The organism is Aequorivita marisscotiae, from assembly GCF_029814825.1.
Taxonomy (GTDB): Bacteria; Bacteroidota; Bacteroidia; order Flavobacteriales; family Flavobacteriaceae; genus Aequorivita; species Aequorivita marisscotiae.
On record NZ_CP122379.1, the window covers coordinates 517,265 to 540,270 of the forward strand.

The following is a 23,006-nucleotide window of genomic DNA, read 5'->3' on the forward strand; positions in this document are numbered from 1 at the left end:
TCAAATAGAGTCCATCACGCAAAATCTTAATCGTTCCATTCTGCGCACTTTGGCCATTCTCCACAATTTCATACTAGAGAGGAAAATTATACAATATATGGGCCCTTTTGAGGAGAAAGTGCAACAACTCATAAGTCTATTTTCTTTGTTTGAGATGATAAATCGAAACGGCAAACCATTCAAAAAAACAAAACATCTATCTTTATACTTCAATTACCTAAAACAACCGCCATGTTTTTAAAATCCAAGTTTATACTTTTGCTTGCCACCCTTGCCCTCTTTTATTCCTGCAACGAAAACGAGCCACACAATGACCCGTACGATTTACTCGTAGCCTTACCCACCGCCCCAGTGAAAGTAGCAAACACCAGCGGCACTTGGTTGGTGTATGAAATGCATATAAAAGTTTCCAGCCTACAAAAAGTGGAAATTTTCAACAATAACAACCTACAATTATCCTATACCGATTTTATCACCCGGGACGATTTTCATCTTGCGAGTATATGGCTTCAATTTCCACCGCAAGGTTGGACCGATGATGTGTTGGCACATCAATTTTACTATAAAGATTCCACCGGTACCGCCAAACAACACACCTTCAATTTAAAATTAGCCGAACAATTTCCAGATCCCATAACCATTGCTTTCCCCGTGCCCGAAGGCATTTGGTTGGCGGAAGCAGCGGCCAGCCCCACTTCCTATCACACCCGCGCTATTTTCCCCTATCCAGAACCTGTTTTTGATCCCACCCAACAAGGCTATTTAATAGGAAACAATCCGCAGCGATACGCTATAGATTACGCAAAACTGGTAGATGGCCTCCCGTACCAAAATGATGGCAGCCAACTGGAAGATTGGTACTGCTATAACCTTCCCATCCTCGCTTCACAGGGTGGAAAAGTGATTTTTACCGAAAATAGTATTCCAGATAATTTAACGCCAGGCGAATTGGATTACACAATAAACGCTTCAAATATCACCGGAAATGTAGTGTATATTGAACACGATGACGGCAGCATTGGCACATATTGCCATCTTATTCCGAATACAATTTTAGTTGAAGTGGGCGATCTTGTTACCACGGGCCAAGAACTCGGGCGGTTGGGAAATTCAGGAAATTCCTTCGCCCCGCATTTGCATATGCACTTGCTAACAAACCCCGAAGGGAAGCAAATTCTTGAATATGTTGACGGCCTTTTCTTTGAAAGTCTGCCTTATAAATTTGCGCAATTTATAAAGCTGGGCCACCTTCCTCCCGGCTATCTCGACCAACCGCCTTTAACACCTTTTACTCCAACAACCAATCAGGTTTATACAGATGTGCTCCCTTCAGAAAGCGATGTTATAGAATTTTGAAAATACTGAAATTTTAAAAACCAAGCAGAAATTCTATGGAATTATAAAGTGTCTTGCAGAAGATTATTTCAGAAACAGTAAATCATTCCCCGCGTCTAAATCGAAGTTGTTTAAAGCTAATTTTATCGAACGTTAAACCGCCCACAATAAGGAATAATCCGATAATAGTTGGAAGGCGAATTGGTTCTTCCAAAATAAAATAAATTACTACTAGCGAGAGAAAAGGCACTAAATAAACAAGGTTACTCACTTTAGCAGCGGTAATTGATTTTCGCAACGCAATAGACCAAATAACGAAGGTAATCCCCATTTCAAAAAACCCAACATAGACTGCCCCCAACCACGATTTTAAATTAACGAACACAATTTCCGAAGTAAACAGTAAAACGATAAGGATATAAATAAAACCAAAGAAAAAATTAAGAAACAGTTTACTCAGTTCGTCGCGCTCGTCCTTAATGTTAAAAATCCAAAATAACGCCCAAACCACTGCCGAAGCTAACCCGAAAATCACACCCGCGCCATTGGTAAACGACAGATTAATCAAGTTTCCTCCAGTGGCAATAATTAGCACCCCTATAAAACTAATACCTATTGCAACCACATTTTTAAAACCTATTTTCTGTTTTAGCAAAGGCACAGCCAATAAACTCAGCATAATAGGCCAAGTATAATTGAGTGCTTGTGCTTCTTGGGCAGGTAAAAGCTCGTAGGCCTTAAATAAAATAATGTAATACAGAAACGGATTAACGGCCCCATAAAAAGCCGATCTTAAAATAGCTTTTGCCGGAAGTTTCATTAAATTACCGAACCGCTTTCGCACAGCCATTAATACAGTCAAGGTGAGCAAAGCAGTTGCCGAAGACCAAAACAACAACTGTAAAAAGCTATAACTTTGCAGGGCAATTTTCATACTTGTAGCCACCGTGCTCCACAACAGTACAGCGATACCCGCGTAAATATATGCCTGTTTTTGATTTTTCATTTTAGGCTTTTTTTAAATTAATAGTGAACTACTGGATTGCTAAAATAGGTTTTCGGCTTACTCAATGGTAGGTTTTCGGCTGCGCTCAACCTGATATGGGTTTAAATTTAAATATTAAAAACCATTTTATACGGCCGTTCAATTTTATCTCGAAGCTCTTGAATTCCCATCAATCTAACTTTTCTTAAAAACTCCTTTCCTTCAAAAAACACCAATAATGTGGGCGCAGAAAATACGCTAAATTTGGCTGCGATTTCTGGCGATTCCTCTATTTTAATATAAAGAAATTTTACAGCAGGAAATTCTTCTGAAAACAGCGCTTCCACCTTGGGCCGTAATGCTTCACAAACGCCGCAATTTGGGGCAGCAAAGTAAACCGCCACGGCAATTTCAGTTGCAATTGTTTCTTCTAAAGCAGTGGTAGTCATTAATTGTTTCACCTTAATTATTGTTGTCCGCCTCTTCCTCGGAATGGGTATTCATTCTTATAAAATTATAAACCCCTTTTCCTTCGGCTATTAATTTGTCATTTTGAAATGCTTTCATCCGCGCCACGAGTATTCGGTTGCCAAAGCGAATAATTTTTCCTTCCACCATAATGGCTTCCGGTTCGGCGCCACGCAGGTAATCTACCCGCAAATCTATAGTGGCAATTTTGTCGTTCAGCGAGGTAAAATGTGTCGCGCCAATTACACCGCCCACAGAATCCATAACCGTTGCAATTACGCCCCCGTGCCAACGGTTATTTCTAAAGTCGCCCACCAATTCCTTTCTAAACGGCACGCTAATACGCACGAAATTCTTTTCGAGCAGTTCAATTTTTAACCCCAAAAACTTGTGCATCGGGATGGTTTCTTCAAAAGTGGTTTTTATAAGTTGTAAATTGTTTTGGAGCATTTTTTAGTCGATTTCTTATTTTAAAATTCGCTTTTCAAAATTAGGTATAATCGTCCACATTACTATCCTAAAATTACAACACCACATCATTTTAAATGGTTGGAGTGAAACTTTAAGTTGAAAAAAATAGTGGTTTCACGAAAAACGAAATAACTATCTTTGCAAACCGACAACCGACAACCGACAACCGACAACAGACAACCCACAACAGACAACAGACAACAGACAACCGATATGAACTACTTTTCCACTAATTTCACCCTTGGCATCCTCGGCGGCGGACAATTGGGTAAAATGATGCTCTACGAAACCCGTAAATGGGACATCCGCACCAGCGTCCTCGATCCCAGTGCAGAAGCTCCCTGCCGCATTGCAGCAGACAATTTTGAACAAGGCGATTTAATGGATTTTGAAACCGTTTATAATTTCGGAAAAAAAGTAGATGTACTAACTTTTGAAATTGAAGGCGTAAATGTGGAAGCCTTGGAAAAACTGGAAAGCGAAGGCGTAAAGGTATATCCAAGCGCCGCAACGCTCCGAAATATTCAGGATAAGGGGGTTCAAAAACAATTTTATAAGGAGCACCAAATTCCTACTTCGCCGTTTAAGGTTTATAAAGATAAATACGAACTCAACGAAGCCATTGTTCGCAAAGAGCTGCATTTTCCATTTGTGTGGAAGAGCTGCACCGGCGGTTATGACGGCAAGGGAGTGAGTATTGTTCGTAGTGCGGAGGATGTAATTCCGCTTTCCGAAGACGCTTGTATTGCTGAAAAATTGATCCCTTTTAAAAATGAATTGGCAGTAATTGTGGCTCGTAATCCTTCAGGGGAAGTAAAAACGTATCCCGTGGTAGAAATGGAATTTCACCCCGAGGCAAATCAAGTGGAATACGTTATCTGCCCGGCACGAATAGATGATGCGGCAGCAAACAAAGCGAGAGCCGTAGCATCTAAGGTTTCCGAAGCCTTTAAACACGTTGGCCTTTTAGCTGTAGAATTGTTCCAGACCGAAGATGACGAAATACTCGTTAACGAAGTAGCGCCCAGACCCCACAACAGTGGGCATTACAGTATTGAAGCCAGCTACACCAACCAGTTTGAGCAACAAATAAGAGCTATTTTAGATTTACCTCTCGGCAATACAGAAAGCAAAGTAGGCGGAATAATGGTAAATTTAGTAGGTGCCGAAAGCCACACAGGCCCAGTAATGTATAAAAACATTGAAAAAATATTGGCGATGGAAGGCGTTACACCTCACATTTATGGGAAAAGAGAAACGCGTCCCTTTAGAAAAATGGGCCACGTAACCATAGTAAACAAAGATCTCAACAAAGCGCGAATTATTGCGGAAGAGGTTAAAAAAACGATTGAGGTAATTAGTGAATAAATGTTCCCTCGAGCGCAGTGGAGAGGTCCCTGTTAAGCAGAATAACAATAAACTAACAGGTCTCAACTGCGCTCGACCCGACACACAAAAGTTAACTATCTTTGAAGCCTAAAATGTCCCCTCGAGCGCAGTCGAGAGGTTCTTATTAAGCAGGATTACTATATAGAAGTAGGTCTCGACTGCGCTCGACCAGACATTGAACAAAAAAGTATGAAAAAAATAGCAATAATAATGGGAAGCATCAGCGATCTGCCAGTAATGCAGGACGCTATAGACGTTTTAAAAGAATTTAACATTGAAGTGGAAGTAGATATTGTTTCTGCCCACCGAACCCCCGATAAACTATTTGATTACGGTAAAAATGCCCACAACCGTGGCATTTCAGTAATTATAGCGGGAGCCGGCGGCGCGGCACACCTACCCGGGATGATTGCTTCCCTTTCGCCTTTGCCGGTAATTGGCGTTCCCGTTAAATCCAGCAACTCCATTGATGGCTGGGATAGCGTTCTTTCAATTTTACAAATGCCCGGTGGCGTTCCTGTCGCTACGGTAGCACTCAACGGCGCAAAAAACGCAGGTATTCTTGCCGCTCAGATTATGGGCGCTTCAGATAAAGCGATGTTGGATAAGATTGTTGCTTACAAAGAAAGCTTGAAAACAAAGGTTGAGGAAGGTGCTAAACAGATTATGAAGAAAAAGTAGTCACGATGTCCGGTCGAGCGCAGTCGAGACCTTATTATTAAGACGTAAATTAAAATGAAATCGTACTACATTTACATACTTGAATGTTCAGATGGTTTACTTTATACAGGTTTCACTAATAATATTTCACGGCGGTTCGATGAACATCAAAACGGATTAAATAAATCTTGTTTCACATACAAACGAAGACCATTAGAATTAATATTCTATCAAGAATTCAATGATGTAGAACAAGCAATATATTTTGAAAAGAAAATAAAAAATTGGAGTGCACAGAAAAAACGAGCCTTAGCGAATAAAGATTTTGAGATGCTTCAAATATTGGCAGAATGTAGAAATATGACACATTCAAAATATAAGCCAACTGCCGATGAGGTCTCGACTGCGCTCGACCAGACACAGAACCATTAATACACTATGAAGAATAATCCCCTATTACAACCCTACAACACCGCCCCCTTTTCCAAAATAGAAAACGCACACTTTCTGCCTGCCATCAGCAAATTAATTGCCGAAACTAAAGCGGAAATTGATGCAATCACTTCCAATACGGAAACCCCTACTTTTAAAAATACAGTGGAAGCTTTGGAAAATACCGGTGAACAATTAGATCGAGCTACAAGTATTTTCTTCAACTTAAACAGCGCCGAAACCAATGACGAGATCCAAAAAATAGCGCAGGAAGTTTCGCCTATGTTAACCGAATTCAGCAATGATATGCTGTTAAATGAAACGTTGTTCGAAAGAATTAAAACGGTTTACAAACAAAAGGATTCCTTAAACCTTTCCGAAGAACAGCACATGTTGCTGGACAAAAAATACAAAGCGTTTTCACGAAACGGTGCTAATCTTTCGGATGAAAAGAAAACCGAACTGCGCAAAATTGACGCTGAACTTTCAAAGTTGAAATTGACTTTTGGCGAAAATATTTTGGCGGAAACAAACAAGTTTGAACTTCATCTTACAACTAAAAGCGATCTATCCGGACTGCCCGAAGGCGTAATTGAAGCCGCCGCTCAAACGGCCCAAGAAAAAGGAAAAGATGGCTGGGTTTTTACTTTAGATTACCCAAGTTATGTGCCCTTTATGACTTATGCCGACAACCGCGAACTTCGCAAAAAAATGGCGATTGCCTTTGGCGCAAAAGGATTCCATAATGACGAATTGGACAACCAGCAAAACGTTTTGCAAATTGCAAACCTTCGGCATAAAAGAGCAAACTTGTTGGGTTATAAAAGCCACGCACATTTTGTTCTGGAAGAACGCATGGCCGAAACCCCCGAAAAGGTAAAGTCATTTTTAAATGAATTGCTTGAAAAAGCGAAACCTGCAGCCCAAAAGGAATTTGATGAATTAACCGCTTTCGCAAAAGAACTTGACGGCATCGATCATTTAGAAAAATGGGATGGCGCCTATTATTCCGAAAAACTGAAGCAGAAACTCTTCAATTTGGACGATGAAAAGTTAAAGCCTTATTTTGAATTAAAGAACGTTATCAATGGGGTTTTTACAGTTGCCGAAAAACTCTACGGCCTTCATTTTGAAGAAGTACACAACATTGATAAATACCACACCGACGTAAAAACATATGAGGTAAAAGACGATGAAAACGAATTGGTTGCCATATTTTACGCAGACTTCCACCCGCGGGCTGGAAAGCGAAATGGCGCTTGGATGACTTCCTATAAACCCCAGCAAATAAAAGACGGTAAAAATGATCGTCCGCATATTTCAATTGTTTGTAATTTTACGAAGCCAACGGCCAGCAAACCTTCGCTGTTAACTTTTAACGAAGTAACAACTTTATTTCACGAATTTGGCCACGCCCTTCACGGCATGTTGGCAAACACCCACTACCCTAGCCTTTCGGGAACGAGCGTATATTGGGACTTCGTGGAATTGCCCAGTCAAATTCTAGAAAACTGGTGCTACGAAAAAGAAACTCTGGAACTGTTCGCAAAACATTACAAATCAGGCGAAGTAATCCCGATGGAATACATTGAGAAAATAAAGGATTCCGCTACTTTTTTAGAAGGCATGGCAACCCTGCGCCAATTGAGTTTTGGAATGCTGGATATGGCTTGGCACGGGAGCGACCCTTCAGGAATCGCGGATGTAAAAGCCTTTGAAGCTGCCGCCTTTAACGATACCCAACTATATCCCGATGTAAAGGAAAATTGCATGAGCACTTCGTTTTCGCATATTTTCCAAGGAGGCTATTCCGCAGGTTATTACAGCTACAAGTGGGCTGAAGTTTTGGATGCCGATGCTTTCGCACTGTTTAAGCAGGAAGGAATTTTCAACAAAAAAGTAGCAGATCGTTTTAAGGGTTTTGTCCTGTCGCAAGGCGGCACGCTGGACCCGATGGAACTTTATATTAAATTCCGCGGCCAGAAACCAGATCCCGAAGCTCTTTTAAAAAGAGCTGGATTAGTATAATGAAAAAAGACCTAACAGGAGATTGCTTCGTTACTCGCAATGGTGCCTATTAGACCTATTCCAAATGTCACCTCGAGCGCAGTCGAGAGGTCATCTTTTCAACATAATTATGATTAAAAAGCAGGTCTGGACTGCGCTCGATCCAACACTAGTTCAATATAAACTTCTTTGAAAACGTATGTCCGTTTTCCAAAGTAAAATGCACGATATAAAAACCGTGTGCAAATTGGCTAAGTTGAAGGCTGCCACCTTCAGAATTTACATTTTCAGAAATTATTCTTTGCCCGGCTACGTTGTAAACAGACACTTCTTTTACGTTAGACACTGTATTGTTTAACTGATAATTCAAAGTTTTGTTTTTTACAAAAACGCGAATGGCATTTTCAGAAAAATCATCTACCGACAATATTTGTGGTTTTGCGGCTTCAATTAAAAACTCCAATCCAAGTTTTGCAAATTTTACACTGTGTTCCGGCGTATTAAAGAACGAATACACGTCGCCCGGACTATGGATATTTGGATTGTCTTCGCCCATTCTTGCTTCAAAAGGAAAAGCGGCGTCATACCCATTATCTGCCCAGCTTGCATGGTCTGAGCAGCCGTAGCCACATTCAGTATAGCCATAGGTAAAATTGTGAAGGTTATTGGGGTTATTGCTGTTGTAATGATCCATCAATTCGGTTAGGTAGGTGTTCAGCTGGTTGCTATTGTACCAATCTGTTGTAATATAAATATCGCTGCTGGAACCATTGTACCCCGTCATATCAAACTGAACATAAGCCGCTACATTTACACCGTTGTTTGCGTATTCTTCTGCAATTTCGGCAGAACCTACCAAACCAATTTCCTCGGCGGCAAAAGCCATAACTTCAATGGTTCTATTTGGCACGAAATTCTTTTCTAAAAGCACGCGAACCATTTCATTTAAAGAGGCAATTCCCGAAGCATTATCATCTGCTCCCGGCGCATTGTTTTTATCGCCAAAGGTGGTAGAATCTATATGGCCGCCAATAATTACAAATTCATCTGGCGTATTAGCCCCGTCAAAAGTTATAATCACAGAAGGCATTGGCGTGTTTACGTGGTTAAAAATACGTGTATGTACATCGGTTCTTCCCGATGCGGCAATCATGGCGTCCCACTTGGCCTGTTGATCGAGAACTGCCAGCTCGGCTTGCGATTTTGTGTGGTAACGCGTTCCGTAATTTTGAAGATTTAAAATATCGTCTTCAATATTTTGCCCGTCAACTAAATCTAAGCACTCGTTTACAAAGGCATCTTCGGTAATGCTAAAATCAATTTGCGGACTTCTGCGTTCAACCGGCTCCAAAGCTTGTAAGGCCTTTTGGGCCGATGCCCTAAAAATATAACCTGGGCCGTGCGTTTTTACATTATCGTGAATACTGTGCGAAACCTCTTCAGAAAGTAGAACCGCAGCTTGCCTGTCATTGCTTGCCAAAATGGTCATTCCATCTGGATAAAGTGCTTTAAATGAAACCGCATCTGCAGCATCCATGGTTGCATAAAAAGTATTGTCGTTTTGTGCAAAACCAACAATTGTAAATAATAGGAACATTAAAATTCCTGAAGTAAATTTTTTCATTGGGAAGTTTTAGGAGTTAATTTTCCGTAAAAATAAAACATCTCAATTAGTTATAAGCGCATTTTGCAAGTTTAACGTATTCGCACCTACCACCTTTGGTGCCATTGCTAAATGTATCTTTTGCTATTTTAAAGAATATATTAACTCAGTTATAAAGCAGATTCAATGCCTTTAGGGCTAATTTCAAACTAAATAATTAGCATTTCCGTATATGTTATAGAACTTCCCTATTTTTGAAATAGGTTTAAAAAATTTGCTGTGGAAATATTAAATCCTGAAATATGGGTAGACAAATATGCCGATTACCTCTACAATTATACTATTGTGCGGGTAAACGACCCTATTGTTGCCCAAGATCTTATTTCTGAAACATTTTTGGCAGGTCTTAAATCGAAAGATAATTTTAAAGGTGAAGCCACAGAGCGCACCTGGCTCATTTCAATTTTAAAGCGAAAAATTATTGATCACTACCGAAAGATAAATTCGAAAAAAGGAAAAGCCGAAGTGCATATTTCGTATAAAAGTGAAGATTCGGATGGAGATTGGTTGGAGGAAAATGCCGCGGATCCTTTTGATAAAACCGCGGAGGACACTATGGAAAATACCGAATTGGGTCTTGCAATTTTAGCATGTTTAGACAAGCTTCCGGAAAAACAAGCAACAATTTTTAAATTGAAAACAATTGCCGAATACGATACAGAGGCCATATGTAAAGAATTTAATATTACACCGTCTAACTTATGGGTGATAATTCACCGTGCACGAAAATCGCTTGCCGAGTGCCTCGAAAAAAATTGGTTTAATTAATGCGAATGAAGTTTTTTTTAAAATGTAACGAAGCCGCACAAGTTTGCGACAAAACCCAATATAAGGAAGCTTCTTTCTTAGATAAGGTCATGCTAAAAGTGCATTTATTAATGTGCAAATTGTGTCGCGATTACACAAAACGAAATGTAGCCCTCACAAAAAAAATTGAGTCTGCAAATATTAAAACCCTTTCGGAATCAGAAAAACAACAAATAAAAAACCGACTTCAACAGTAATACCGCTAATTAAAACAAATTAAAACACTTGAAATAAAAGATAAAGCAGCAACCACAGTATAGGTAGGCCTTCTATCCAAAAAGAAGCAAAATAACGAGTTTGACGTGTTTTTGAAATAACCAACAACCATCCCAATACTACACAAAATACAAGTAAACTTAACAGATAAGGCGCTTCAGAATACTCTTTAAAAAATTCAATTCCCAGACACGACAACAAAATAAATAACCCCAACAATTTTGTGTTTTTAACACCAAATTGCTGCGGCAGCGTTTTTAAATTTAAACCGTCATACGGCACATCGCGAATTTCAAAGGGCAGAATAAGTGCCACAACAATAAAAATGCGCTGAAAGAAAGTTAGAAACACATCTGCTGTGATTGCAACTTCTGAAGCTACAAACGGTAAAATAACGCTCACTCCCGCCCAGACAAAGGCCACCACAAAAATTTTTATACCTGAAAGATTTCGTAGGTTTTTACTTCTAATTACCGGAACTGCATATAAAAAAGTTGCCATCCCAAAACCCACCGTTAGCAATAAAACCTCTATGCGCAGTTGGAGTGAAAAGTAAACAAGTAAAGCAAAACACACCGCAGAAAATATCTGGATTAGCCTCAAGGATTGCGTTAAACTTCGATGATGAAGTCCAGCTACTTTGGCGTATTTCACAAAATTATATCCCGTTAAGGATGCTAAAAAAAGAAAACCCCAAAAAGGCTTTACAATTGTTAGATTATATTCCAAAACGGTTATGGCCAGCAAAGCCACAACTGCTAAGGCAACGTGGATGCTACTGTTTATATAAAATGCAAAAACACGCTTTAAAAACTTCATAATATCAAAAATAATCAAAGTGTTAGTAACCTCATTATTTAGTTGAAAAATAATAGGTTTCAAACCTTTAAAAAAGAAGCTATTTCGCGTTAAAAATCGTAAATTTGCCAGCTTAATTTCAATCGCATATTTAATGAATACAGATTCTTTTGCTTTAAGACATATTGGCCCTCGGGAAAGCGATCTTCCCGAAATGCTTTCAACTATTGGTGCAGACTCTTTAGATCAACTTATTTTCGAAACTGTTCCGGACGATATTTTGCTGAAAAAAGCACTTAACTTGGATACCGCAATGAGCGAACAGGAATACCTGGAGCACATTACCGAGCTTTCCACAAAAAACAAAATCTTTAAAACGTATATTGGCTTGGGATACCACCAATCCAACACCCCTCCCGTAATTCAGAGAAATATTCTGGAAAATCCGGGATGGTACACGGCATATACACCGTACCAGGCCGAAATTGCACAAGGTAGATTAGAAGCGCTGTTAAACTTCCAAACCGTAATTACAGATCTAACAGGTATGGAATTGGCAAACGCTTCACTTTTAGACGAATCTACTGCCGCAGCCGAAGCCATGTCGTTACTTTTAAACGTACGCGAAAAAGACAAGAAAAAAAACAATGCCGTAAAGTTTTTCGTTTCTGAAGAAATATTGCCGCAAACCCTATCGTTATTAGAAACTCGCGCCACTCCTATTGGCGTGGAATTGGTGGTTGGCAATCACGAAGAATTTGACTTTTCGGACGAATATTTTGGAGCTTTACTTCAATATCCAAGTAAAACCGGAAAGGTTTTCAACTTTAAAAGCTTTATAGAAAAAGCGAACGACAACCAAATTAAAGTTGCTGTTGCGGCAGATATTTTAAGCCTTGTAATGCTAGAATCTCCAGGACACTTTGGAGTTGATGTTGTTGTTGGAACAACCCAACGATTTGGCATTCCCTTGGGTTATGGCGGTCCCCACGCAGCATTTTTCGCTACTAAAGATGAGTATAAAAGAAGTATTCCGGGAAGAATCATTGGCGTTACAAAAGATACCGATGGCAACCGCGCTCTACGGATGGCACTGCAAACCCGGGAGCAGCATATTAAGCGCGATAAAGCAACTTCAAATATATGTACCGCTCAGGTTCTGCTTGCGGTTATGGCCGGAATGTACGCCGTTTATCACGGCCCCGAAGGTTTAAAATATATTGCCAAAAAAGTTCACAATGGCGCTGCAACCCTTGCAAATGCATTAGAAAAACTGGGCTTCGAGCAAGTAAACGATACATACTTTGACACCATTGCAATTAAAACCGACGCTACAAAAATCAAATTTTTAGCCGAGGCCAAAGAAGTTAACTTTTATTATCCCAACGACGAAACTGTTTCAATTTCTATTAATGAAACCACAACTATAAAAGACCTAAATAAAATAGTTGCAATCTTTTCCGAGGCGATTAAAAATGATTTCGAAAAGATTACCGCCCTAGAAACAGGCAATAAAATCCCGGAAGAAGTTGCCCGCAAAACTGAGTTTTTACAACAGGATGTATTTAACTCCTACCACAGCGAAACAGATTTAATGCGCTACATTAAAAAATTGGAGCGAAAAGACCTGTCTTTAAATCATTCTATGATTAGTCTGGGCTCTTGTACCATGAAACTAAACGCCGCTGCAGAAATGCTTCCGTTAAGCGACCCAATGTGGGGTAATATGCATCCATTTGTTCCTGTAGAACAAGCGGAAGGCTACCAAATTGTTTTAAAGAAACTGGAAAAACAACTTACCGAAATTACCGGTTTTGCAGCAACTTCACTTCAACCAAACAGTGGTGCGCAAGGCGAATTTGCTGGATTAATGGTTATTCGCGCCTATCACGAATCGCGTGGAGATGCACATAGAAATATTTGCTTAATTCCTTCATCTGCTCACGGAACAAACCCCGCGAGTGCCGTAATGGCTGGAATGAAAGTAGTTGTAACAAAGGCTACTGCAGAAGGAAATATTGATGTGGAAGATCTTCGTGAAAAAGCCATTAAACACAAAGACAACCTTTCCTGTTTAATGGTTACCTATCCTTCTACCCACGGAGTTTACGAGTCGGCTATTCGCGAAATAACAAGTATTATACACGAAAATGGCGGACAAGTTTATATGGATGGGGCTAACATGAACGCACAGGTTGGCTTAACCAATCCTGGAGCTATTGGCGCAGATGTTTGCCACTTAAACCTTCATAAAACTTTCGCAATTCCTCACGGGGGTGGCGGCCCAGGTGTGGGACCCATTTGTGTTGCAGAGCAATTAGTTCCGTTCCTGCCTTCAAATCCTGTAATAAAAACGGGAGGCGAAAATGCTATTTCGGCTATTTCAGCGGCACCTTATGGCAGCTCATTGGTTTGCTTAATTAGCTATGCTTATATATGTATGCTCGGTGTAAATGGTCTAAAAAAAGCCACACAATACGCTATTTTAAACGCCAATTATATTAAAGAAAGACTCAATGGTCATTACGAAGTTCTTTACGCTGGCGAACGCGGCCGCGCAGCTCACGAAATGATTGTAGATTGCCGTCCGTTTAAAGCAAAGGGAATTGAAGTTACAGACATTGCCAAACGCTTAATGGATTACGGTTTTCACGCGCCAACGGTTTCCTTCCCAATTGCCGGAACTTTGATGATAGAACCTACGGAAAGTGAAAGCAAAATGGCTTTAGATCAATTTTGTGATGCAATGATTTCTATTAGAAAAGAAATTGAAGCGGCAGATAAAGACGAACCAAATAACGTTCTGAAAAATTCGCCACACACTTTACAAATGTTAACGGCAGACGAATGGGATTTTCCATACAGCAGACAGGACGCAGCATTTCCGTTAGCGTATGTTTCAGACAATAAGTTTTGGCCCTCTATTAGGCGGGTAGACGATGCTTATGGCGACCGGAATTTAATTTGCACCTGCGACCCAATAGAAGCTTACATGGAAGCTTAAGAAAGTTTGCAGTAGCGGTATTCAGTACTCACTTTTAGAGTGAAAAGGATTAACTGAATACCGTTACTGAATACTGAACACATTTTTTTCCGTACTTTTAACAAAACTTTTTTCTTTATGAAAGTCAAAATAACCGGTATAGGCAGTTACATTCCAAGCGAGATTGCGAAGAATGAACATTTCGGAAACCATCATTTTTACAATGAAGATGGAACGCGCTTTGGCCAAGAAAATGAAACGATTATAGAAAAGTTTAAAGCCATTACCGGTATAGCCGAACGCAGATACCTACCCAAAAGCCTAAATACGTCAGACATTGCAACCTTTGCCGCAGAAAACGCAATTAACAGCGCAGGAATTAAAAAAGAAGAATTAGATTACATTATAGTTGCCCACAATTATGGCGATGTAAAATACGGAGCCGTGCAGAGCGATACGGTACCCAGCATTGCTACCCGAGTTAAACACAATTTAAAAATACAAAACCCTACTTGTGTAGGATACGATATGCTTTTTGGATGCCCTGGATGGATTGAAAGTATGATACAAGCCAATGCATTTATAAAGGCCGGAATTGCCAAAAAATGTCTGGTTATAGGCGCCGAAGCGCTTTCGCGCGTTGTAGATCCGCACGATCGCGACTCTATGATTTACAGCGACGGTGCAGGTGCTGCAGTAGTGGAAGCCACCGAGGATACCGGCGGAATTCTAAGCCATTTTAGCGCCACCTACGCTTTTGACGAAGCACATTTTATTTATTTTGGCGAAAGCAACAATTTGGCGAAAAAAGATAACCGCCGCTATATAAAAATGTACGGTAGAAAGATTTATGAATTCGCGCTAAGCCACGTGCCAGATGCCATGAAAATCTGCCTCGAAAAAAGCGGCCACGGCATAGACGAAGTGAAAAAAATATTCATCCACCAAGCCAACGAAAAGATGGATGAGGCCATTGTAAACCGTTTTTACAAGTTATATGACAAGGCCGCTCCCGAAAAAATCATGCCCATGAGCATCAACAAATTGGGCAACAGTAGCGTAGCCACGGTACCCACGCTTTACGATCTGGTGTTGAACGGTGAGTTAGAGGGCCACTCGATAAAAAAAGGAGATGTGGTTATTTTTGCAAGCGTTGGCGCGGGCATGAATATTAATGCGATAGTTTATAAGGTGTAAATAATTCTGAAATCCGAATTCAGAATTCAGAATTTAAAAGATGTACGAAGGCAAGTTTCCTAAAAAAAGATACAAACACACGCTTCATTTTTTGAAAGAGGTAATTTCCAAGGAAGAAAAAATCTTAGATTTGGGTGTTTCCAATCCCTTTTCCGAAATTCTCACTAAAGAAGGCTTTAATGTAACAAATACCAAAGGCGAAGACCTTGACCTTGAAACCGAAGTTGTTAAAACGAATGATTTTGAAGTGGTTACCGCCTTCGAAATATTTGAGCATTTGGTCTCCCCTTTCAACGTATTAAAAGATATTCAAGCAAAAAAACTGGTTGCTTCCATTCCTTTAAAGCTTTGGTTTGCCTCGGCTTATAAAAGCAAAACCGACAAATGGGACCGCCACTACCACGAATTTGAGGATTGGCAATTTGACTGGCTTTTGGAAAAGGCAGGTTGGCGTATTGTGAAACGTGAAAAATTTACCAATCCTGTAAATAAAATCGGGATTCGGCCAATTCTCAGAAGGGTTACGCCACGGTATTATATTGTTTATGCTGAAAGAATTTAATGAATTTCTACATCGTCATACCCGCCCATAACGAAGAAGCATTTATCGGCAAAACTCTTGGGTCGTTAGTTGAGCAAACCTTACTTCCCAAAAAAATTGTTGTTGTAAATGACGCTTCAACAGATGGGACACAACAAATAATTGATCAATTTTCAGAAAAATACCATTTTATAAAAAGTGAATTTCACAATTCAAAAAAACTTCACGAGCCGGGCAGTAAAGTTATAAATGCTTTTTATAAAGGTTTTGAAACGCTAGATGATGACTTTGATGTTATATGCAAATTTGACGCTGACATTATTTTACCCCCAAATTATTTCGAAAAAATAATAGAATTATTTTCATCCGATGAAAAAGTAGGCATTGCTGGCGGTAATCTTTATATTAAAGTAGAAAATGAGTGGAAATTTGAAAACATTTCAAAAAAAACTAAAGTGCGTGGCCCTATAAAATTGTACAGAAGAAAATGTTTCAAAGAAATCGGCGGCCTAAAAAAATCAATGGGCTGGGATACGGTGGATGAGCTCCTGGCCCAATACCACGGTTGGAAAGTAAAGACCGACCCTTCGCTGCACGTAAAGCATTTAAAACCTACGGGCAAAGTCTATACAAAAGCCTCAAAACACAAACAGGGCGAGGCTTTCTATAAAATGCGCTACGGGTTTTGGCTTACGCTTATCGCTTCGGCGAAACTCGCCTCCAAAAAAAATAGTTTTTCATTTTTTGCAGATACATTAAAAGGTTACTTTAAAGCGAAAAACGCCAAATTAGACTTTATCGTTTCAGAAAAGGAAGGCGAATTTATCCGCAACCTCCGTTGGAAAAACGTTCGAAAGAAATTGGGATTGGGGTGATTTAAGATTTAAGATTTAAAATACGACAACATCTCCTTAACATATAATCGTAGATAAATTCGTTATTTTTGCTCCTTAAATTTTAGCAATGCAACTCAAGATTTCTTTCCTCACATTTTTTTTCTCAAGCCTACTTATTACTACTTCCTGCGTTTCTGTTCAGGTAAGCGATAATACGGTATCTACATATTCGTCAGAAGAAAAGAAACCCAAGAATATTATTTTATTAATTGGCGACGGCATGGGGCTGAGCCAGGTTTCCGCCGCAATTTATTACAAGAACGGCAAACCAAATTTTGAACATTTCAGTACAATTGGACTAAGTAAAACATCGTCCGCTAGTGATTTAATTACCGATTCGGCCGCTGGCGCAACAGTTTTTTCCACTGGCGTTAAAACATACAACGGCGCAATTGGTGTAAATAAAGATACAATTGCCGTACCAACCATTGTAGAGCAACTTTCGCAACGAGGCTTGGCCACGGGTATTATAGCTACTTCGTCTATTCAACACGCTACCCCTGCCAGTTTTTATGCCCACGTAAAAAGCCGAAGAATGTATGAGGAAATTACAGAATTTGCACCTAATTCCGGTGTAAACTTTTTTGCTGGGGGTGGATTGAAATTCTTCAATAAAAGAAAAGATGGAAATGATTTGTTAGCTGAAATGGAAGCCAAAGGCTATAAAGTAATTACGGATCAACTTCCGAAAACCCCCAGTGAGAAAAACGAACTTATTTTACTTGCAGAAGATGGAATGCCCAAAATAAATGAAGGCCGTGGCAATTTTCTTCCGAACGCCACCAAACTTGCATTGGACAAACTGTCTAAAAACGAAAAAGGATTTTTTTTAATGGTTGAAGGAAGCCAGATAGATTGGGGCGGCCATAACAACGACGCCGATTACTTAATAGAAGAGCTTTTAGATTTTGACAAAACCTTGGGCGTAGCTTTAGATTTTGCCAAGCAAAATGGCGAAACGCTTGTAATTGTTACCGCAGACCACGAAACAGGAGGTTTTACACTAGCATCTGACGGCAAAGATTACAACAAAGTAAAACCGGTTTTTTCTACTACTGGCCACTCAGGTACGATGGTTCCCGTTTTTGCGGAAGGCCCTGGCGCTTCTAAATTTAATGGTATTTTTGAAAGTATTGCGATATACCATAAAATGATGGCTCTTTTTGATAAATAAAAGCCAAAAAAAGCATTTTCAATTATCAGTGTGCTAATTTTAGTATTTTAGCCATAGCTTACGATTGTATGAAGTATATAGAAGATATTGGTTCTTATTTTATAATGCTAAAAAAGGTGTTTGGTAGCTTTACCAAAACATCGGTTCTGCGGCATCTTATTTTTAAGGAAATCAACGATCTTATTATTAGCTCGTTGGGCATTGTAGCATTTATCTCCTTTTTTGTGGGCGGGGTTGTGGCCATACAAACGGCCCTAAATATGGATAACCCTATAATTCCGGACAGCCTAATAGGTTTCGCAACGCGCCAATCTGTTATACTGGAATTTGCCCCTACCTTTATTTCCATAATTATGGCGGGAAAGGTAGGCTCGTTTATTACTTCCAGTATAGGCTCTATGCGGGTTACCGAACAAATAGACGCTTTGGAAGTAATGGGAATTAATTCATTAAACTATTTAGTTTTTCCGAAAATTGTGGCTCTAATGTTCTATCCGTTTGTAATTGTGCTCTCAATGTTCCTTGGCGTTCTCGGGGGTTGGGTGGCTGGCGTTTACGGCGGTTTTACAAGTTCTTCCGATTTTATTGCGGGGGTACAGGAAGATTTTATTCCCTACCAACTCTTTTACGCTTTTTTTAAAACTTTTGTTTTTGCTTTTATTCTCGCCACCGTTCCTTCTTGGCAAGGATTTTATATGAAAGGTGGCTCGCTGGAAGTAGGTAAGGCGAGCACCAATTCCTTCGTTTGGACCAGCGTGCTGATTATTGCGGCCAACTATATTATAACCCAACTTCTCCTTAGCTCATGATAAAAATAGAAGATGTACATAAAAGTTTTGGCGATGAGGAAATCCTAAAAGGAATATCAACCGAATTCGATAAAGGAAAAACAAACCTTATTATTGGACAAAGTGGAAGTGGAAAAACGGTTTTGCTTAAATGTCTTATCGGACTTTTTAAGCCTGAGAAAGGTAGAATCTATTACGAAGATAAGGCCATACAAGATATGGACGACGAACAGCAGCGCAAGTTACGCGAAGAAATTGGAATGCTTTTTCAAGGCGGAGCACTCTTCGATTCTATGAATATTGAAGAAAATGTTATGTTCCCGCTGCGAATGTTTACCAAGCAGAAAAAAGCCGATATGGTTGCCAGGGTAAACGAAGTATTGAAACGGGTAAATCTTGAAAATGTGAATAAAAAATTTCCAGCAGAAATATCTGGTGGAATGCAAAAAAGGGTTTCCATAGCCCGTGCAATTGTAAACAAACCAAAATTTCTTTTTTGCGACGAGCCCAATTCCGGTCTCGATCCAAAAACAGCAACCTTGATTGATACATTGATTCAGGATCTTACCCACGAGTACGATATTACTACAATTGTAGTAACCCACGATATGAATTCGGTGATGGAAATAGGCGAAAAAGTGGTACTGCTGAAAGACGGAAAACTGGTGTGGCAGGGCACCAATCAACAAATTTTCAAAACAGATAATGAAGATGTTACAAACTTTGTGTACTCATCAGACCTTTTCAAAAAAATTCGCGAAGTACAACTAAAGGAAGGTTAACCCTACGGATATTCGGAAACTTGAAGGGTATCAAATTTCATTTTAAACTTCATCCAAGCTTCTATCTTTTTTAAATCTGCCTTCCGATTTTTAGAAGAAACATTCTTTTTCCAACGAATATTTATAACCGGGACAGTATCCGTAGTTTTAAAATTAGTGGTTATTTTATTCGAAAAACTGAAAGTTTCAATGTTTTCGTAATTAATTTTAATCTCTTCGCTTAACTGCTTAAACGGAATGTTCTGCACTTTTAAATGAGCTATTTCGTTTTCCAAAAAGCGAATCTGTTCATCTTTATTTTGAATAATTTGCTCGTTTTTAACATACAGATCTTCTAAAATTCCCGCCTTAATTTCACCGGAAAGTTTGGCTGCCATTTCCCCACTTTGATCGGCACCTTGATAAATACGCAACCGGGTTTCGCTTAAATTTTCGGTATTTTCCAATTCCTGAAGCCACTCGTTTATTTTATTTTGTGGTACAGGACGACCAATTAAATACACGTCAATATTTTTAGATTTATAGTCCTGCGTAAACTTTACAACTTCGGCACCTTCGTATTGAATAACGTTTTTTACAAAATCCTTGGTTTTATTTTCAAAAACCTGTTGGTCTAAAAGTTTAAGAAACAACCATACGCTGGGTATCATAACGGCAATAGCTATTACGGTTGCAATTTGCGCAGTTCGTTTTCTGCGCTTGCTATTGGCATAACGCACCAACGGAAACTGTAATATTTTTGAAACAATAAAGGTAGAAAGTGCTATAAAAACCGCATTTATAGAAAATAAATACAAAGCACCACCCGCATACGAAGCATTACCTATAGCCAAGCCGTAACCCACGGTACAAAGAGGCGGCATTAAAGCAGTGGCAATTGCAACTCCAAAAATAACACTGGCAATTGTACCACTCTTTGTTTTTGCAACAATTAATCCCAATCCACCAAATATTGCAATAAGCACATCTAAAATTGTAGGATATGTTCTGGCAATAAGCTCAGGCGTCTCCTCGGTTAAGGGCGAAAGTTTAAAATACAGAAAAGCGGTTAGCACACTTAAAAAAACCATCACTCCAAGATTAATTAAGGAGCGTTTAAGCGTATCTACATCGTTAATGGCAACAGAGAGCCCAATACCTACAATTGGCCCCATTAATGGCGAAATTAACATCGCACCAATAACCACCGCTGTACTACTAACATTTAGCCCAATAGAGGCCACAAAAATTGAAAAAATAAGAATCCATGCGGTATGGCCCTTAAACGAAATATCTTTTTTAACGGCTTCAATGGTCGCATCGCGGTCTGTATCTGCACGAATGTCAAAAAGTTCGCTCAGGAATTTTTTGATACTTTGCCAAGTGTTGAGCTTTACTTGCTCAAACTCCTCATCATTTGGAGTAACCTTAACGTCCTGATTATTTTGTGATGTACCCATTACAAATATTTTTTACCGAATTTATTCGAAACCTCCTGCAACAATGCTTTTATATCCTGCTCCTTCGCTTTCGGAAATAGCAAAAGAACATCTTCTTTATCCACCACAATATAATCTTCAATCCCGTCTAAAACAACAAGTTTTTTTCTATCAGTAAAAATCATGTTTTTATCAGAATTCTTTAAAAGTGTTTCGGCATTTACAATTGCATTCTCACCTTCATTTTTGTTCAATTTGTCATAAAGCGCACCCCAAGTTCCCAAATCATTCCAATCGAAAGTAGCTTTTTTTACGAATACATTGGCAGCCTTTTCTAAAATTCCATAATCAATCGAAATATTTTCGGCTTGCGGATAAGTATGTTCAATAAACTGTTTTTCTTCCGAAGTATTTAAAGTTTGCATCCCTTTTGAAAACAAGGTGTTCATTCGGTTCAAATAAGTTTTAAATGATGCGGTAATACTTTTTACGCTCCAAATAAAAATACCTGCATTCCAAAGAAAGTTTCCTGCTTCCAAAAATTGTTTGGCAGTGTTATAATCGGGCTTTTCGCGAAATTGCTTTACCGGTTTTATTTGTGAGGCGCTGCTTTTTTCGCTTTCTATATACCCATATCCCGTATTCGGAAAAGTTGGCTCAATACCCAAAGTAAGTAGGATATCTTCGCGCTGCGCCGCATCAAAACAGGCTTGCACATCATTGGCAAATGCAGCTTCATCTTCAATCCAATGATCGCTGGGCGCAACTAGCATTAATGCGTTGGGATTTTCCTTTTTAATTTTTAATGCCGAAAGTAGAATACAGGGTGCGGTATTTCGCATTGCGGGCTCTAAAACCACTTGTTTTTCGGTAATTCCGGGTAGTTGTTTTAAGGTAATTTCCAAATACATTTCATTGGTGAGAATGTATATATTTCCCGAAGGAATTATTTTATTTAAACGCGAAAAAGTTTTTTGTAATAAGGTCTGTCCCGTCCCCAACATATCGTGAAACTGCTTTGGGAATTCTTGGGTACTCATAGGCCAAAACCTTGAACCAATGCCGCCCGCCATAATTACTGCGTAATAATCTCTATTCATATTTTTAGCATTTAACAAACCTACAAGGCTTTAAATACCTTGCAAAAACCATATTGCTCCCGGAAATTAATTTTCCTTTTGTGGGTTCGGAGGCGTCAAAAATTCCACTTCGGCATTCGGATTAAATAAATAGGTTCTTCCCGTAGAAACTTCTACACACTCAAACCTTTTTACACGTTGTTTGCCGCGTTTAAATATTTTGCCGTTATACAATCTAAAATGTGCTCCAAAAGGAATCTCAAAGATATAGTTTTTATCGTTTTCGGGGTCAAATTGTTTTAGGGCTAAAGATAGTGCGGCATCGGTATCGCTGGAAGCTTTCGGATTTTTAAAATGCCGCGCCAATAATGGCAGTAATTGATTGGGGAAAACTTCGGGACGCAAATAAGGCAACATTAATAATTGAAAAGTGCGCTTCCACTCTATCCCGTGCGGTTTAATAAAACGCCCGTATTTTGTAAAAGCCTCCAAATGTGCAATTTCGTGAACTAATGTAATTAAAAATCGATATTTATTTAGCGACGCATTTACTGTTATTTGGTGTTGCCCATTGGGCATTTTTCGGTAATCGCCGTGTCGTGTAACGCGCTCGTTTACAATTTTAAGATGAACATTATGGGTTTTTATAAGTTCAAAAGCGGAGGCTACGGAAGCTTGCGGAATATATTTTTCTAGAATTTCTGTCATACGGAATAAAGAAGCTGCTAACCGTTATTTCAGTTCCAAAAATAGCCAGTTTAATGCAATTTCAGGCTTTTTACCACACTTAATATCGTCTTCCTGAAAGATATTTTAAAAAATTTGTAGCTGCATTTATTTTGATTTCAACATCTTACATCCTGCTATTTAAAACTGTTCTAAATAAACTTTGAAATATTAATTTTACACTTTAGATT

The 23,006-nt window shown here is 39.2% G+C and carries 22 protein-coding genes; 14 read left to right on the forward strand and 8 right to left on the reverse strand.

The genetic code is table 11. The features are described from left to right. Window positions 1-231: 231 nt before the first annotated feature. Window positions 232-1,356 (forward strand): M23 family metallopeptidase, encoded by a 1,125-nt coding sequence (locus tag QCQ61_RS02450; protein WP_279449133.1) that lies wholly within the window; start codon window positions 232-234, stop codon window positions 1,354-1,356. An 82-nt stretch (window positions 1,357-1,438) separates the two neighbouring features. Here the strand turns inward: QCQ61_RS02450 and QCQ61_RS02455 are convergent, their stop codons facing one another. The 3 genes from QCQ61_RS02455 to QCQ61_RS02465 form a co-directional block, all read right to left on the reverse strand. Further along, window positions 1,439-2,341 (reverse strand): DMT family transporter, encoded by a 903-nt coding sequence (locus QCQ61_RS02455; protein ID WP_279449134.1) that lies wholly within the window; start codon window positions 2,339-2,341, stop codon window positions 1,439-1,441. A 107-nt stretch (window positions 2,342-2,448) separates the two neighbouring features. Continuing rightward, window positions 2,449-2,781: a thioredoxin family protein gene (locus QCQ61_RS02460; protein WP_279449135.1), complete on the reverse strand. Its 333-nt coding sequence runs from the start codon at window positions 2,779-2,781 to the stop codon at window positions 2,449-2,451. 1 nt (window position 2,782) lies between these two features. Then, window positions 2,783-3,238, reverse strand: coding sequence for a hotdog fold thioesterase (locus QCQ61_RS02465; RefSeq protein ID WP_279449136.1), 456 nt, complete (start codon window positions 3,236-3,238; stop codon window positions 2,783-2,785). Window positions 3,239-3,472: 234 nt separating this feature from the next. On the opposite strand from QCQ61_RS02465, the gene purK reads away from it, so the two are divergent. The 4 genes from purK (at window position 3,473) to QCQ61_RS02485 (ending at window position 7,768) form a co-directional block, all read left to right on the forward strand. Next, window positions 3,473-4,627: a 5-(carboxyamino)imidazole ribonucleotide synthase gene (gene purK, locus QCQ61_RS02470; RefSeq protein WP_279450221.1), complete on the forward strand. Its 1,155-nt coding sequence runs from the start codon at window positions 3,473-3,475 to the stop codon at window positions 4,625-4,627. Window positions 4,628-4,837: 210 nt separating this feature from the next. Beyond that, a complete protein-coding gene (purE, locus tag QCQ61_RS02475; protein WP_279449137.1) occupies window positions 4,838-5,329 on the forward strand; it encodes a 5-(carboxyamino)imidazole ribonucleotide mutase in 492 nt (163 codons plus the stop codon). Between the two features lie 54 nt (window positions 5,330-5,383). Further along, a complete protein-coding gene (locus tag QCQ61_RS02480; RefSeq protein ID WP_279449139.1) occupies window positions 5,384-5,740 on the forward strand; it encodes a GIY-YIG nuclease family protein in 357 nt (118 codons plus the stop codon). A 6-nt stretch (window positions 5,741-5,746) separates the two neighbouring features. Next, a complete protein-coding gene (locus tag QCQ61_RS02485; protein WP_279449141.1) occupies window positions 5,747-7,768 on the forward strand; it encodes a M3 family metallopeptidase in 2,022 nt (673 codons plus the stop codon). A gap of 148 nt (window positions 7,769-7,916) precedes the next feature. Here the strand turns inward: QCQ61_RS02485 and QCQ61_RS02490 are convergent, their stop codons facing one another. Continuing rightward, complete coding sequence (locus tag QCQ61_RS02490; RefSeq protein ID WP_279449142.1) at window positions 7,917-9,371, reverse strand: M20/M25/M40 family metallo-hydrolase; 1,455 nt, start codon at window positions 9,369-9,371, stop codon at window positions 7,917-7,919. Between the two features lie 258 nt (window positions 9,372-9,629). Between QCQ61_RS02490 and QCQ61_RS02495 the strand changes: the two genes are divergently transcribed. After that, on the forward strand, window positions 9,630-10,178 hold the full coding sequence (locus tag QCQ61_RS02495) for a sigma-70 family RNA polymerase sigma factor (protein WP_279449143.1): 549 nt from the start codon (window positions 9,630-9,632) through the stop codon (window positions 10,176-10,178). 5 nt (window positions 10,179-10,183) lie between these two features. Continuing rightward, window positions 10,184-10,414, forward strand: a complete 231-nt coding sequence (locus tag QCQ61_RS02500; protein WP_279449144.1) for a hypothetical protein — start codon at window positions 10,184-10,186, stop codon at window positions 10,412-10,414. 19 nt (window positions 10,415-10,433) lie between these two features. Here the strand turns inward: QCQ61_RS02500 and QCQ61_RS02505 are convergent, their stop codons facing one another. Next, window positions 10,434-11,252 (reverse strand): UbiA prenyltransferase family protein, encoded by an 819-nt coding sequence (locus QCQ61_RS02505; RefSeq protein ID WP_279449145.1) that lies wholly within the window; start codon window positions 11,250-11,252, stop codon window positions 10,434-10,436. A 133-nt stretch (window positions 11,253-11,385) separates the two neighbouring features. Here QCQ61_RS02505 and gcvP point away from each other — a divergent pair, with 133 nt between their 5' ends. The 7 genes from gcvP to QCQ61_RS02540 all read left to right on the forward strand — a co-directional run bounded on the left by gcvP (window position 11,386) and on the right by QCQ61_RS02540 (window position 19,592). Further along, the gene (gene gcvP / locus QCQ61_RS02510) at window positions 11,386-14,235 is read left to right on the forward strand and encodes an aminomethyl-transferring glycine dehydrogenase (RefSeq protein WP_279449146.1); all 2,850 of its coding nucleotides are present in this window, start codon (window positions 11,386-11,388) and stop codon (window positions 14,233-14,235) included. 117 nt (window positions 14,236-14,352) lie between these two features. Next, window positions 14,353-15,411, forward strand: a complete 1,059-nt coding sequence (locus QCQ61_RS02515) for a 3-oxoacyl-ACP synthase III family protein (protein ID WP_279449147.1) — start codon at window positions 14,353-14,355, stop codon at window positions 15,409-15,411. Window positions 15,412-15,451: 40 nt separating this feature from the next. Further along, a complete protein-coding gene (locus tag QCQ61_RS02520; protein WP_279449148.1) occupies window positions 15,452-15,973 on the forward strand; it encodes a class I SAM-dependent methyltransferase in 522 nt (173 codons plus the stop codon). Continuing rightward, complete coding sequence (locus tag QCQ61_RS02525; protein ID WP_279449149.1) at window positions 15,973-16,827, forward strand: glycosyltransferase family 2 protein; 855 nt, start codon at window positions 15,973-15,975, stop codon at window positions 16,825-16,827. The genes QCQ61_RS02520 and QCQ61_RS02525 overlap by 1 nt, the downstream gene beginning before the upstream one ends. A gap of 88 nt (window positions 16,828-16,915) precedes the next feature. After that, window positions 16,916-18,022, forward strand: a complete 1,107-nt coding sequence (locus QCQ61_RS02530; RefSeq protein WP_279449150.1) for an alkaline phosphatase — start codon at window positions 16,916-16,918, stop codon at window positions 18,020-18,022. Window positions 18,023-18,090: 68 nt separating this feature from the next. After that, entirely contained in the window at window positions 18,091-18,831 is a 741-nt protein-coding gene (locus QCQ61_RS02535) for an MlaE family ABC transporter permease (protein WP_279449151.1), read from the forward strand. After that, window positions 18,828-19,592 carry an ABC transporter ATP-binding protein gene (locus QCQ61_RS02540; protein WP_279449152.1) on the forward strand — a complete coding sequence of 255 codons (765 nt, stop codon included), beginning with the start codon at window positions 18,828-18,830 and terminating at the stop codon, window positions 19,590-19,592. Before QCQ61_RS02535 ends, QCQ61_RS02540 begins: the two co-directional genes overlap by 4 nt. Before the next feature lie 2 nt (window positions 19,593-19,594). On the opposite strand, the gene QCQ61_RS02545 is transcribed toward QCQ61_RS02540, so the two are convergent. The 3 genes from QCQ61_RS02545 to QCQ61_RS02555 all read right to left on the reverse strand — a co-directional run bounded on the left by QCQ61_RS02545 (window position 19,595) and on the right by QCQ61_RS02555 (window position 22,797). After that, window positions 19,595-21,031, reverse strand: a complete 1,437-nt coding sequence (locus tag QCQ61_RS02545; RefSeq protein ID WP_279449153.1) for a DUF389 domain-containing protein — start codon at window positions 21,029-21,031, stop codon at window positions 19,595-19,597. After that, complete coding sequence (locus tag QCQ61_RS02550) at window positions 21,031-22,110, reverse strand: mannose-1-phosphate guanylyltransferase (protein ID WP_279449154.1); 1,080 nt, start codon at window positions 22,108-22,110, stop codon at window positions 21,031-21,033. The genes QCQ61_RS02545 and QCQ61_RS02550 overlap by 1 nt, the downstream gene beginning before the upstream one ends. 66 nt (window positions 22,111-22,176) lie before the next feature. Further along, the gene (locus tag QCQ61_RS02555; protein WP_279449155.1) at window positions 22,177-22,797 is read right to left on the reverse strand and encodes a SprT-like domain-containing protein; all 621 of its coding nucleotides are present in this window, start codon (window positions 22,795-22,797) and stop codon (window positions 22,177-22,179) included. Window positions 22,798-23,006 lie beyond the last annotated feature (209 nt).

Coding starts and splice junctions, on each gene's coding strand:
- QCQ61_RS02530 (WP_279449150.1), top strand. CDS start 16,916: ATGCAACTCAAGATTTCTTTCCTCACATTTTTTTTCTCAAGCCTACTT.
- QCQ61_RS02490 (WP_279449142.1), bottom strand. CDS start 9,371: ATGAAAAAATTTACTTCAGGAATTTTAATGTTCCTATTATTTACAATT.
- QCQ61_RS02535 (WP_279449151.1), top strand. CDS start 18,091: ATGAAGTATATAGAAGATATTGGTTCTTATTTTATAATGCTAAAAAAG.
- QCQ61_RS02545 (WP_279449153.1), bottom strand. CDS start 21,031: ATGGGTACATCACAAAATAATCAGGACGTTAAGGTTACTCCAAATGAT.
- purE (WP_279449137.1), top strand. CDS start 4,838: ATGAAAAAAATAGCAATAATAATGGGAAGCATCAGCGATCTGCCAGTA.
- QCQ61_RS02455 (WP_279449134.1), bottom strand. CDS start 2,341: ATGAAAAATCAAAAACAGGCATATATTTACGCGGGTATCGCTGTACTG.
- QCQ61_RS02465 (WP_279449136.1), bottom strand. CDS start 3,238: ATGCTCCAAAACAATTTACAACTTATAAAAACCACTTTTGAAGAAACC.
- QCQ61_RS02500 (WP_279449144.1), top strand. CDS start 10,184: ATGAAGTTTTTTTTAAAATGTAACGAAGCCGCACAAGTTTGCGACAAA.
- QCQ61_RS02485 (WP_279449141.1), top strand. CDS start 5,747: ATGAAGAATAATCCCCTATTACAACCCTACAACACCGCCCCCTTTTCC.
- QCQ61_RS02505 (WP_279449145.1), bottom strand. CDS start 11,252: ATGAAGTTTTTAAAGCGTGTTTTTGCATTTTATATAAACAGTAGCATC.
- QCQ61_RS02480 (WP_279449139.1), top strand. CDS start 5,384: ATGAAATCGTACTACATTTACATACTTGAATGTTCAGATGGTTTACTT.
- QCQ61_RS02525 (WP_279449149.1), top strand. CDS start 15,973: ATGAATTTCTACATCGTCATACCCGCCCATAACGAAGAAGCATTTATC.
- QCQ61_RS02450 (WP_279449133.1), top strand. CDS start 232: ATGTTTTTAAAATCCAAGTTTATACTTTTGCTTGCCACCCTTGCCCTC.
- gcvP (WP_279449146.1), top strand. CDS start 11,386: ATGAATACAGATTCTTTTGCTTTAAGACATATTGGCCCTCGGGAAAGC.
- QCQ61_RS02555 (WP_279449155.1), bottom strand. CDS start 22,797: ATGACAGAAATTCTAGAAAAATATATTCCGCAAGCTTCCGTAGCCTCC.
- QCQ61_RS02550 (WP_279449154.1), bottom strand. CDS start 22,110: ATGAATAGAGATTATTACGCAGTAATTATGGCGGGCGGCATTGGTTCA.
- QCQ61_RS02515 (WP_279449147.1), top strand. CDS start 14,353: ATGAAAGTCAAAATAACCGGTATAGGCAGTTACATTCCAAGCGAGATT.
- QCQ61_RS02540 (WP_279449152.1), top strand. CDS start 18,828: ATGATAAAAATAGAAGATGTACATAAAAGTTTTGGCGATGAGGAAATC.
- QCQ61_RS02520 (WP_279449148.1), top strand. CDS start 15,452: ATGTACGAAGGCAAGTTTCCTAAAAAAAGATACAAACACACGCTTCAT.
- purK (WP_279450221.1), top strand. CDS start 3,473: ATGAACTACTTTTCCACTAATTTCACCCTTGGCATCCTCGGCGGCGGA.